Annotated in this window: 12 protein-coding genes; 6 read left to right on the top strand and 6 right to left on the bottom strand. The window is 64.3% G+C overall.

Features of this window, described 5'->3' with window-relative positions:
• Positions 1 to 96: 96 nt before the first annotated feature.
• Entirely contained in the window at positions 97 to 795 is a 699-nt protein-coding gene (locus tag U0177_RS27970; protein ID WP_409573981.1) for a methyltransferase family protein, read from the bottom strand.
• Between the two features lie 324 nt (positions 796 to 1,119).
• On the opposite strand from U0177_RS27970, the gene U0177_RS27965 reads away from it, so the two are divergent.
• Complete coding sequence (locus U0177_RS27965; protein ID WP_409573980.1) at positions 1,120 to 1,731, top strand: TetR/AcrR family transcriptional regulator; 612 nt, start codon at positions 1,120 to 1,122, stop codon at positions 1,729 to 1,731.
• A gap of 608 nt (positions 1,732 to 2,339) precedes the next feature.
• On the opposite strand, the gene U0177_RS27960 is transcribed toward U0177_RS27965, so the two are convergent.
• From U0177_RS27960 to U0177_RS27940, 5 genes are all read right to left on the bottom strand, one after another.
• Entirely contained in the window at positions 2,340 to 2,708 is a 369-nt protein-coding gene (locus U0177_RS27960; RefSeq protein WP_409573979.1) for a hypothetical protein, read from the bottom strand.
• 445 nt (positions 2,709 to 3,153) lie between these two features.
• The gene (locus U0177_RS27955; RefSeq protein ID WP_409573978.1) at positions 3,154 to 3,435 is read right to left on the bottom strand and encodes a hypothetical protein; all 282 of its coding nucleotides are present in this window, start codon (positions 3,433 to 3,435) and stop codon (positions 3,154 to 3,156) included.
• Between the two features lie 50 nt (positions 3,436 to 3,485).
• Complete coding sequence (locus U0177_RS27950) at positions 3,486 to 5,534, bottom strand: heavy metal translocating P-type ATPase (protein WP_409573977.1); 2,049 nt, start codon at positions 5,532 to 5,534, stop codon at positions 3,486 to 3,488.
• Between the two features lie 192 nt (positions 5,535 to 5,726).
• Positions 5,727 to 6,176 (bottom strand): Fur family transcriptional regulator, encoded by a 450-nt coding sequence (locus tag U0177_RS27945; protein ID WP_409573976.1) that lies wholly within the window; start codon positions 6,174 to 6,176, stop codon positions 5,727 to 5,729.
• 140 nt (positions 6,177 to 6,316) lie between these two features.
• A complete protein-coding gene (locus U0177_RS27940) occupies positions 6,317 to 7,732 on the bottom strand; it encodes an IS4 family transposase (RefSeq protein ID WP_409573975.1) in 1,416 nt (471 codons plus the stop codon).
• Between the two features lie 224 nt (positions 7,733 to 7,956).
• Between U0177_RS27940 and U0177_RS27935 the strand changes: the two genes are divergently transcribed.
• The 5 genes from U0177_RS27935 to U0177_RS27915 all read left to right on the top strand — a co-directional run bounded on the left by U0177_RS27935 (position 7,957) and on the right by U0177_RS27915 (position 11,838).
• Positions 7,957 to 8,454 (top strand): hypothetical protein, encoded by a 498-nt coding sequence (locus U0177_RS27935; RefSeq protein WP_409573974.1) that lies wholly within the window; start codon positions 7,957 to 7,959, stop codon positions 8,452 to 8,454.
• Positions 8,455 to 8,463: 9 nt separating this feature from the next.
• Positions 8,464 to 8,898, top strand: a complete 435-nt coding sequence (locus U0177_RS27930) for a VOC family protein (protein ID WP_409573973.1) — start codon at positions 8,464 to 8,466, stop codon at positions 8,896 to 8,898.
• Between the two features lie 285 nt (positions 8,899 to 9,183).
• Positions 9,184 to 10,071, top strand: coding sequence for an NmrA family NAD(P)-binding protein (locus tag U0177_RS27925; protein WP_409573972.1), 888 nt, complete (start codon positions 9,184 to 9,186; stop codon positions 10,069 to 10,071).
• A 96-nt stretch (positions 10,072 to 10,167) separates the two neighbouring features.
• A complete protein-coding gene (locus tag U0177_RS27920) occupies positions 10,168 to 10,524 on the top strand; it encodes a VOC family protein (RefSeq protein ID WP_409573971.1) in 357 nt (118 codons plus the stop codon).
• A 219-nt stretch (positions 10,525 to 10,743) separates the two neighbouring features.
• A complete protein-coding gene (locus tag U0177_RS27915) occupies positions 10,744 to 11,838 on the top strand; it encodes a CPBP family intramembrane glutamic endopeptidase (protein WP_409573970.1) in 1,095 nt (364 codons plus the stop codon).
• Positions 11,839 to 11,992: the final 154 nt, after the last annotated feature.

Here is an 11,992-nt window from a genome sequence, read left to right as displayed (position 1 = left end):
CGGCGCCCGCAAACGCGGGGCGCCGCACAAGAAAACACAAGTAATCAAACGGAGTTGGTATAGCTCGTGTCTATATGTGCTCAAGCGAACAGCGTATCAGAATACAAACGGCACAAATCGTTTGGTGTGCGCCATATAGGCCTGGTATTCCGCCCCAAAGAAGCGCAGGCATTCGGCCTCGTCGGCCAGCGCGGTTGCCAGCAGGCACGCCGACGCCGCCAGCGCAAGCGCCCCGCCGGCGAGCGCCGGCGCTTTAAAGAAGGCCCCCCACGCCAACAGCAGCAGCGAGCTGTAGAGCGGGTGGCGAATATAGCCGTAGATCCCGCGCGTCACTAACCGCGTGGTCTTCTCAAACGCCAGGAGCTGCGGCTCGGCCGCACGCGCGGCAGCCGGTTGGCCGTATGCGCGCAACGTACGGATGCCGAAGCCCAGCGGGATCAGGCAGGCGAGCAGCAGCAGCCACGAGAGCAGCTGATACCAGGCGAATGGAGCAGCAAACCAGGCCGGGAGGTTGAGCACGACGAGCGCAAGGATGCACTCCCACGCGAAGAACCGGTAGAAGCCATGCGAGCGTGGCGCGCGCAGCGAGGCGCGTGACAGGTATACCAGCCCTGCTGAGCACGTGACGAAACCAATCAGCTGAAACACAGATGCCTCCACGCGATGACGGTGGCCGCTCAGCCGGCGGTTGGTACGACGCGAAATGCCGCGAACTCCGCCGCAATCTGCGCACGCGCCGCAATATGACTGACAGGCTGTTTGAAAAGCCTGTTTACCACCAAGGTACCAAGGCACCAAGCGCTCATGCGCTGAGAAAGCACCAACACGACAGACACGATCGTGGTGTCTTCGTGTCTTGGTGGTTACTTCTCAGACAATTTCTGAGGTTCATTGGCCCCATACTCCTGCGCTGTGCACTTCGGCTAATGCAACTCAACTTGCATTAAAAGTATATGGCTGGCCCTTGCTTAATGCAAGTAGTTTTGCTTTAATTATCCGTATGATTCTGTGAACTTTCGGTTTCATGGATAATGCTCAGAGCACAAAAGAAAGTACAGTACCATGACAAGCCCATATCGCAGGCGACCGCGTAAGCCCTGTTGATAAGAGGAGGAGGCGATGGCGCCAGAGCAGAAGAAACGCCGGACGGGCGGCCGCAGCCAGCAGGTACAGTCGGCGGTATTTGCGGCGGCCGAAGCGATCCTCTACCGTGAAGGGTACGCTGGCTTTCGCATTGCCGACGTTGCACAGCTGGCGGGCGTCAACGAAACGTCGATTTACCGGCGCTGGGGCACCAGAGAGGCGCTGCTGCTCGAGCTGTTAACGCAGCGGGCCGAGCAGACAATGCCAGTGCCAGACACCGGCAGCCTGCGCACGGATCTATTGGCGTTCTTGCACGAAGTCATCGCGACCGCGCAGACGCCGCTCGGTACAGCGCTGATCCAGATCGGCCTGCTCAGCACGCAGCGCGCCGACCTTATCCCGTACCGGGCGCAGTATTGGGAGCGGCGGTCAGCTGTGATCAGCGCGCTCTTCGAGCGTGCCGTCGCCCGCCATGAGATCCAGGGAACGTATGACCCAATGCTATGGATGGAGCTTATGAGCGGAGCGATACTGGCGCGGTTGTTGATCTCGGGCCGGCCGCTGACAGAAGCCTTCGCTCCAAGCATCGTCGATCAGCTGCTGCGCGGCATGTTGAACAGCAACACGCCAGGCGCTGCCCCAAGCTAGAGCTGAGCGCATGGCGATTGATACGCTGTTCGCTTGATCGCTTTAGGACTTACGCAGTTGCGTTGTTCGGCTCTCGAAGCAGTGCATTGCGCCTGCGGCAGCGTGGTACTTGCCGATCATTGTGTGTGCGGTTTTTCCGCGCTCCGCGCGGAAAAACCGCATACATCAATACGATTGCGCCGTATTAGGCTGCGGCCGCAGATACACGAACCGCACGCCATCGCCGTGCTGAATAAAGTCCGGTACGAAGCCCAGCGACGCGTACTCTGGCCACGAGATCTGTATGCGGCTGCGCGTTGCTGCCGAATGGCCTGCGTGTCGTTGCGCGTGTAGGTATGGGCCACCAAGTTCTCAGGCGCAAAGCGGCTGCGCGTATTCACCACCGGCACGTGCACGTATGGCTCGCGCATCAGCGTACAATTCCGGCGATGCCGATGTGCTGGGTCATCGCCCACATCGCCGTCGCCGAGGCGCGAACCGGCGCTGCTACCGTGGCCCTCGGCTACCACGCCACCTCCTCCGCATACCGCCACCGCAAACGACCAGCGCTCCCCGCCCCGGCATGTTTCCAGCGCGCCAAACGCGCGTTCAGGCCAAGGTGCTCGGCGTTATAGCGTACCGCCGTTTCGGTGCTGTTCCAGAGCCCGTGGCATGACCATCCGTAAGTTCCGGCCTGCCAGCGCGCGCATAGATAAAACGGGTGGCTGCACCGGCGGTGCCGGCCGAAACGAGGCGAACGCCGAAATCTGCAGCTCAAGAGCAGGCTCGAGATCTGCCTCGGTGAAATCGCAGATCCACACCGCCACCAGGGCGCGCCCTTGCTCGCCGACGAGCCGGCGTGAGTCGCTCGGCCGCGCGAGAAGCGCGCGCATCGTCCGCGCCGTCGGCGGTGCCGCCAATAAACATGCGATCGAGCCGTCGTAGATCCGGTACGGTGAGGGATAGGCCTCCCCCGCGACAAGCGCCTCCGCGTCCACAGGGTAGCCGAAGAGATCGGTCGCTGCGCATAACACCATCCTCAGCTATTCTTGTTATCGGCGCTACAGAGCAAGCACCTTGCGAAACCAGGGGTAGAGCACATCGGCGGCCAATTGAAGATTGTTCAGCGTGCAGTGCTGATCGGCGCCATTATACGCCCGGAAGATGACGTGCTTCTTTTGGCAGCTGAGCGCCTCGTAGAACGCCTCTGCGGCCCGGCTCGCGTTTTCACCCCTCGCCCTCGGATTGGAGCGAGAGGAACGGCACGGTTATCTGCCCGGCCAGGGTGATGATATCCCAGACGCCCCGATCTTCTTGAAGAATCTGCCCGGGCTAGACGTGCGGGTTGGTCCAGTCCATGAGCGAAAAGACGAAGCGGGCGTCTTCGCGCACCTGAGCACCGGGCTGACCAGCTTGTTCCAGTTGGCCGGCCGCGCGGAATGCCTAGCTGGTGCGATAGTTACGATTGGCGTGCAGAAACTGGTCGACGGCGCGCTGGGCGGCGGCAATGGCATTGTTAGCCGCGATATAGGCCGTGTCGATCGCCCGAAACTGCGCGTCGCTGATCGCTCCCTCCTCGGCATCGCGCTCGGCCTTGCGGTGGCGCTGGGCAATTGGCGTGCGGGCCTGCTCGGCCGCGACGACGCGGCCAAGTAGCTGCTCGAACTCGGCCTGCACGCGCGGGTCGTCGTAGCGAATGCCCTGGTATGCCTGTGTAGCGCTCATCAGAAACCTCCTTTGCTGGCAGCCATACAGCTACGCCAATCGAGCAACCGCTATGCCATGCGCCGCACCAGCAGCCGCAAACCATTCGCCACCACCACCAGCGTGCTGCCCTCGTGGCCCACAACGCCGAGCGGCAGGGCAATATTGCCGATGATCGCTAGGAGCATCAGCGTCGCCATGACGCCAAACGCGAACGCCAGGTTCTGGCGGATCACCTGGCGCGATTTGCGCGCCAGCCGGAGCGCGCCGGGCAGGCGATTCAGATCGTCGCCCATCAGCAGCACGTCGGCGCTTTCGAGCGCCACATCGGTGCCGGCCGCGCCCATGGCCACGCCCAGCGCGGCGCTGGCCAGCGCGGGCGCGTCGTTGACGCCGTCGCCCACCATTGCCACCGGGCCGTAGCGCGCCTGCAGATCCTTGACGGCCTCGACCTTCTGGTGGGGCAGCAGCTCGGCGCGGATCTCGTCGACGCCGAGCGCGCTGCCGAGAGCATTCGCCACATTGCTATTGTCGCCAGTCAGCAGCACGACGCGCTCGACGCCGGCGGCCTTCAGCTGAGCCACCGCCGACGCCGCCTCGGGGCGCACGGTATCGGCAATCGCGATCAAGCCCCACGGCTCGTCGTCGCCGAGCACCACCACCGTGCGACCCTGCGTCTCCTGGGCTTTGACCTCGATCGCGACATCGGGCGTCAGCTGGCCGAACAGCGAGGGCCGGCCAATGCGCAGGCTGCGCCCGCAGACAGTAGCAGTAGCGCCGGCGCCGGCCTGGGCCTCGAAGTTATCGGCTTCGGGGATGGGCACCTCGCGCTCTTCGGCGCCCTTCACGATCGCGCGGGCCAGCGGATGCTCGGAGGAGCGCTCGATCGCCGCGGCCACCGCCAGCAGCCGGAACTGCTCGGGCGTCAGATCGCCCAGCTGGTCGTCGTCGGGGCGCGGGTAGCACGCCACGCAGGGCAGCGTATCGGGCAGGCGGCCAGGCCCGCCGACCGGGATCACCGCAACCACGCCAGGCCGGCCGGTGGTGAGCGTGCCGGTTTTATCGAAGGCGACCACTTTAATGCGCGCGGCGGCCTCGAGGTGGCGGCCGCCCTTGAACAGCACGCCGCCGCGCGCGGCGCTGGCGAGCGCCGAAAGCAGCGCCGCCGGGATCGAGATCACCAGCGCGCAGGGCGAGGCCACGACCATCAGCGTGAACGCGCGATACAGCGTGGTGGGCACATCCCAGCCAAGGAACAGCAGCGGGATCGCGATCGCCAGCAGGGTAATGCCGACCACCGCGTAGGCGTAGTACTGGCCGATCACCCGGTCGGTGAAATCCTGGCTGTTGGCCTTCTGCTCGCGGGCCTCGCGCACCACCTGCACGATCCGCGCAAGCGTCGAGTCGCCCACCGGCGTGGAAACGCGCACGTCGAGCGCGCCCTGGCCATTCAGCGTGCCGGCGAACACCTTCAGGCCCACGCGCTTCTCCACCGGCATCGACTCGCCGGTGATCGAGGCCTCGTTCACCGCCGACTCGCCCTTGATCACCAGGCCATCGGCCGGCACCTGCGCGCCGGGGCGCACCAGCACCACCTCGCCGACCTGCAGGTCGTCGACGGGCACGCGCACGATCTGGCCATCGCGGTAGACATCGGCCTCTTTCGGCGCCATGTCGAGCAGGGCGCGGATCGAGGCGTGGGTACGGCCCATGGCGTACGTCTCGAGGGTGTTCGAAAGCGAGAACAGGAACATTAGCACCGCGCCCTCGCGCGGCTCGCCGATCGCCGCCGCGCCGATCGCGGCGATGATCATCAGGAAGTTCACGTCGAACTGGCGCTCCTTGAGCGTCTGCCAGGCTTCCTGAATGCTGTAGTAGCCGCCCGCCGCGTAGGCCAGCGCGTACAGCGCCCAGGGCACAAACGCCGGCAGGCCCAGCTGCTCGATCGAGGTGAGCCACCCGAGGATCGTCGCCACCAGGCAGGTGATCGTCAGGCGGATCATCCAGGGGAGCTGGGCGATCTCATTTTCTTCATCGGTGAGCTGAAGCATCCCGGCTGGCGCCGGGGCGGCCGCAGGGCGGCGCTCGGTGATGGCAAGCGGGTGATCGTGAACGGCCATAGGCGTAGCCTGCCTTTCGTCTGCATTGCTTATTTGTAGTGGCGAACGCCACGTGTTCGTATAGGATGCCCGTTCGAGTTCGTAGATACTAAGAATGATTCTAATTCTGCTCGTGACACGCAGGCTGATGCTAGTGTAGCCAACAAAACGCCCGCGCGGCGAAAGAAACAGCCCCGGCTGGTGAACATCCGGCTACCCGGCGTGGCGCGCGGCGCAGGCGTGGCACAGGCCATACACAATCACGCCATCCTGGGGCACGAGGCGGTAGCCACTACGCGCCGCCACCAGGCCAAGCAGCGCCTCAAGCGTATCGGTATGCACGTCGGCGATCTGGCCGCAGCGCGTGCAGACCACATTGACATGCGGCGCGACGCAGATATCGTAGTGCGTATGATCCTCGCCGACGATATCGAGCGCGCGAATGAGCCGCAGATCTTCGAGCGCCGCCAGCGTGTTGTATACCGTCGCCTGGCTCATCGACGGATGGCGCGACTGCACGCTCGACCATACCTCGCCGGCCGTAGGGTGGCCGCCATGTTCCAGCAGTGCCGCGCACACCGCAGCGCGCTGCGGCGTGACGCGTTTGCCGGCAGCCTCGAGCCGGGCGAGCATGCTATTGAGCTGCGTGAGATCTGGCGCCATGGCTGCCTCGGGCTCCTCGCTATTGAAGGCTGTGTATTTAAAATCATTCTAATACACAGGCGTGCGATTTGTCAATCGCGCGCCAGGTTGTTCGGGCTCGTGCAACGTCTGTCGACCCCTCCCCCTCCCCTGTCAGGGGACTAATCTTTACCCACATGTTCGTTGTTGAGCGAACGACGGAACAGGCAGTACATGGAGGTCAGATCGGCCAGATGTTGAAATCCTCTCCACATCACGGTGACGCCTGGTTCGCCATCACCCTTGCGCCCTTGGAAGCCGCCCAATCGCGCAATCCAGCCGACCGCGTCGTGCAGACCGGGTGTCTTGCCCGGCAGTATCAGCGTCCGATGGATGTGACAATACAGCGCCTGCCATTCCGCCGTGTCCAACACCGCCGTACACGACACATCCGGCACGGCGCGCGCCAGCATTGTGCTGAACATCACCCGCCACGCAATCACACTGAACAGCGCCAGACAGCGCCGCAGCCGATCTGCCGTCTCCAACTGCCGCGTCTCGATCGCGCAGCCACTTTTCAGCGTTTTATGCCAGATCTCAACCCCCCAGCGTCGACAATACCACTCCAGCACCGTCAGCGCCTGCGCGGCGCGCTCAACCGCAACGCTGGTCAGCAACAGCCATTCGAGCGCCTCCACGCCAGGCGGTGGCGTCTCCTCAATCGCCCAAACCGCTGTCAGGCTCACCGGCGTGAGCTTCTCCTTGGCACACCGCTGAGGTGGCCGCAGTATCACGGTCTGAAACCAAATCGTGACCTCTGCCGTGCGCGCCGCTTTGCCATCACGAGCGGGAATATGCACCACGCGTTTGCCCACCCGCGTTCCCAGCGGCAGTGCCTGCCACAGCCGACGAGCCTCGGGGTGCTCAACACGCCGATCCTGACCAGCACGAATGAGCAGATCAACCCCGGCGTGCCGTTCGGCGACCATCAGGTCGTAGATATCGGCCTCGGCATCAGCGACCAGGACGAACTGTGTGGTCGGACAGGCCTCGCGCGCGGCATTGATTGCCTTCAAGCCCTGCGCCCAGCGATAGCTCTCCTTGTCTTCAAACGGGCGTGTATGCGGATCAGGCAGTTCACCGAAGGTCGTCTGGTCGCGTGCCCACACATACTGCTGCAGAATGCCCAGCGGTACTGCCTCAGGAGTGATCGCCAGAGTGGTATGCATCAGCAAGCCGAGGTGCTTTTTGGTATGGATCGGGCCAAGATCGGTGGTGGCCGGATGGTGGCTCCAATCGAGTTCGGAGGTATCCTGCACGGCCAGCACCAGCGGCACACTGCTACAACGGTCGTGAGTGGCAGTACAATGACTGGCGAGCATGGCGTCAGGTTCAATCGCATCGGTGTCAAAGAAGCGATAGGCGGCCTTGAGCATGGCGGGATCTTGGGCAGCCTGGGGCAAGGAGGCGGAGGGACGGCGAGCAAAGGTATCGGCCAAGGCGATCAAGCGCTTGGTGCGGCGCGCATCACCCAAGTCAGCGGCAGCGAATTCCTCCTCCGCCCACGAATCCATCAGCGTGACATCAACAACATCCATACTGAGCCTCCGTTCGCGCACCGATCGACAACATCTGCTCCTATCGTACCACCACATCGTAGCCGAGGAAAAATGTGGGTAAAGATTAGTCCCCTGGCAGGGGTAGGGGGAGGGGTCGAAAGACATTGCACGAGCCATGCATTCCACACTCTGGCGCTTGCCATCCATGCTATGATTGCCAACACAGCTGACGTACAACCACCTGAAGCGCACGGAGCCTGCTAATGTGGCGTCGTATCAGCGCTACCTTCGTCATCGGCACAATCCTCCTGGCCGCGTGCGCATCCGCCGCGTCACCAGGCATAGCATCCCCGCCAAGCAGCCCACCAACCCCGGCGGTCGACCTCATTCAAGCGGTTCTCAGCTCGCCGAGCATCGAGCGCGCCTATGGTAGCTGGCCTGTGCTCAAGCCTTTTCCGCATCAGACCGCACGTGCAACCTGCCAGCTGCCACAGTGGCAGCCAGCGAGTGCAGGCACAAGCGATTTCACCAGTGTTTCCAGAAGCTGCGAGACCAGCATGCGCTGGGACGGTAGCGGCTGGAAGGTTCGCTTCACGCAGACATGGGATGCAGCACAGTTTCACCTGGCGGGCGAGCCCGGTGCTGGGCAGCTGCACCACTCATGGGAATTCAGCCTCGATACAAGCGGGCAGATCCAAAGCTGGTCGCACGAGGGAAATTATCCGCCGCAGTTCGTGCATACGCCGTTTAGCGAGCGATAGAGGTGCCACATGCAGTCGCAATTTCCCGATCCGCTTGTGCGCAAAGTCGATGCGATCCAGATTCCCGTGCCCGACCTTGACGCCGGGCTGGCGTTCTACCGTGATCGCTTAGGGCATCAGCTGATCTGGCGCACCGAGCGCGCTGCCGGCCTGCGCCTGCCCGAGAGCGACGCGGAGCTGGTGCTGCAAACCGAGCGCGAAGGGCTCGAGATCAATCTGCTGGTCGCTTCCGCCGAGCAGGCCGCGCAGCGTATGCTCGAGGCCGGGGGCACAGTTGTCGTGCCGCCGTTCGACATCCAGATCGGCCGCGCTGTTGTGGTGCGCGATCCGTGGGGAACCACGCTCGTGCTCCTGGACGCGAGTAAGGGCATGCTTGTCGCCGATGCGCAGGGCAATGTGCTCGGCAACCAGCCCGAGCCTCCTGCTCGGCCCGATGCTCCGTAGAGCAAGCGCGATGTGCGCGCCCTGCCTTCGGCGGTGCGCTGCGCCATTTCCATGAAGGGCGGCCACGTACCGCGCAGCCGCTCTGTCCGCGATATGCTCGAATAGCCACGCAGACTCGAAGGCAGTGTGAGCGTATGGCTCCATGCTGCCTTCGAGTTTTCTGCCTGCGCGTCTTTGCGTCTTTGCGCCAAGCCTCCCCGCTTGTGGCGCCAAAACGTTCTGGCCCCAAATTTGCTACGGCCAGGGAGCGGGTAGTCACCTCAGGCGAAAGGACGGGCAACTGCTTTGTATATCATTCTCGGAGGAACCGGCCACATCGGGTCGGCAACGGCGCGCGCGCTGCTGAGACGTGGCGAGCCTGTCACGATCGTTACGCGCGATGCTGGGCGCGCCTCGGGCTTGAGCGAGGCCGGCGCACACGTCGCCGCTGTGGATGTCCGCGACATCGGCGGGCTGCGCGAGGTATTCCGCAGCGGCACACGCGCCCTGCTGCTCAATCCCCCGGCCAACCCTTCCGGCGACACCGATGCGGAAGAGCGCGCCAATGTCGCTGCGATCGTCGAGGCCTTGAACGGATCCGGCCTGCAGAAGGTTGTCGCCGTGTCGACCTACGGCGCGCGCGCTGGCGAGCGGTGCGGCGACCTCACCGTGCTCCACGAGTTCGAGGAAAAGCTGCGAGCGCAGCCAATTCCTGCCGCGATCAACCGCGGAGCCTACTACATGAGCAACTGGCAGGCGATGCTCGACACCGTGCGCGACCACGGCACGCTGCCGAGCTTCTTTCCTGCCGATTTCGCCATGCCCATGGTCGCCCCAGACGACCTGGGCGAGGCGGCCGCGCGCCGGCTGCTGGAGCCCGCCAGCGAGGCAAGCCTTCGCAACATTGAGGGGCCACAGCGCTACACGCCGCGCGATGTCGCCGACGCCTTCGCCGAGGCCCTCGGCGCCGACGTCGCGGTCGAGACGATCGCGCGCGACGCCTGGGCTGCGACGTTCGCGCGGCTCGGCTTCTCGCAAGCGGCTGCACACTCGTATGCGTGCATGACCGGCACGGTTGTGGACGACCAGGCCGCGTGGCCGGGCAGCCCCGAGCGCGGGACGACGACGCTGCGCGAGTATATTCGCAGGATTGTCGAAGCCGAGGAGCAAACCCGCGCTGCCGGGCGAAGCTGAAGCAGCACGCATGACGGCAATCGGCAGCGCTCCCTCACGAACATGCGGCGAGAGGGCGCTCCTGATGGAGACGCGAGGAACGAGAGAGGAGCGCACATGACTTCCATCCGCAGGATTGTCAGCAATATCGAGGCGAGCGACATGCAGCAGAGCGAGCAGTTCTACAGCCAGGTGCTGGGGATGGTCAAAGCCATGGACCTCGGCTGGATCAAGACCTTTGCCGCGCCGGATGATCCGACCAAGCAGATTTCTATCCTGGCGGCCGATCCATCCAGCATTCACCCGAACCTCTCGATTGAAGTTGCCGATGTCGACGCGGTGCACCAGGCGGCTGTGGCGCAGGGCCAGACGATTGTCTACCCATTAACCGACGAGCCCTGGGGCGTCAGGCGGTTCTTTCTGCGCGATCCGAGTGGCCTTATCATCAATATCGTGAGCCACCGCGCATCATAAGCAGCACGAGCCAGATACGCTGTGCTACCGCATGAGGATGTGGCCCGTGCTGCGGTGTTTCTCGCCTCCGATGATGCAGCCTGGATTAGCGGCATTATTCTCGACGTTGCCGGCGGGGCTGTGCTAGTATAAGCACGCAAGGATGGCGACGTACGCGGCAGCACGTCTGCGAGCTGCCTGCCGATAGACGCGCCAGGAAAGGAAGCCTCGGTGTTGCCCATGAGCGAGAGCGCCACTGCCGACACAGCCACTGGGCCGAACTGGCGCCATGTTGGCGTGTTCCTCGGCCTCACCTTCGGCCTGACCTGGCTGCTCAATTTGGCAATCGCGCTGCGCGGCGGCCTCGGCGCCCCCGGCATGGTCGGCGTGCTGCAATTCCAGATGCTGCTGCCGGCGTTCAGCGCGATTGTGCTGGGGCTGTTCTTCTTCCGCGAGAGCCCGATCTACCGCAGGCGGCACGCCGGGCGTGCGCGCTGGTTCTACTACTACTTCCTGCTGCTCACAGTGGTCTACGCCATTGGCGCTATGGCCGGGTGGCTGGCCCCCGCGAGCCCGGCGGTCGCGACGCTGAGCGCCGTGATTCCGCTGCTGCTCGCCTTTGCGGGGCTGCTCTTGCTGATCGTGCTGCGCGTGGCGCTGGGCCACGCGGCGATGGCCGGCGTCTGGCTGGAATGGGGCGGCTGGCGCGACTGGATCATCTTCGGCGTGGGGTTTGTCGCCTACTACGTGGCGCAGGCGCTGCTCAACGCCGCGTCGGGGCTGGGCGCGTCCACGCTCGCAGCCCTCCCCGCGCCGCCGGGCGTCAGCCCGAATGTCATCCGCATCGCCGGCGCGGTGCAGTCGGTGCTGCTGGCGCCGTTTGTGGCGATCGTCATCGCGTTTGGCGAGGAGTACGGCTGGCGCGGCTACCTGCAGAGCGAGCTGTTCAAGATCGGCAGGCTGCGCGGCGTCATTCTGCTCGGCGTGATCTGGGGCGCGTGGCACTGGCCGCTGATTATCATGGGCTACAACTATCCCGGCCACCCGCTGCTGGGCCTGCTGCTGATGACGCTCTACACCACCGGCCTGGCCGTGGTTCTGGGCTACGCGGTGCTGCGCACGAGGAGCGTCCTGCTAGCCGCGTACCTCCACGCGCTCAACAACCAGGTCGCGGCGTTCCTCATAGCGATCGGCTTCCGGCCATTCGACTCGGCGCTGTCGTTCTTCATCGGCATCTACTCGGTGATCACGCTGGCCCTCGTCGCCCTGCTTATCCTGCGAAGCCCGCTCTGGCGCGGCAAGGGCAGCAGCCTGCCGTACCCGACGGATACATAGCGAGGCGCCGGGCCGGCGAAGGGCGCGCGGCGCTGGCCAGCACGTGCGGCCGGCTGCTGTATGCCGCTGCCATTTGACCCATGCTGCGCGGCGGCGGCCACTGGCTCATCGAGCGATCATCCACAGATCACACAGATTGCACAGATGAGGATCG

This window comes from Kouleothrix sp. (assembly GCF_046328425.1).
Taxonomy (GTDB): Bacteria; Chloroflexota; Chloroflexia; order Chloroflexales; family Roseiflexaceae; genus Kouleothrix.
The sequence above is the reverse complement of the archived record's forward strand: the minus strand, read 5'-3'. Positions and strand labels throughout refer to the sequence as shown.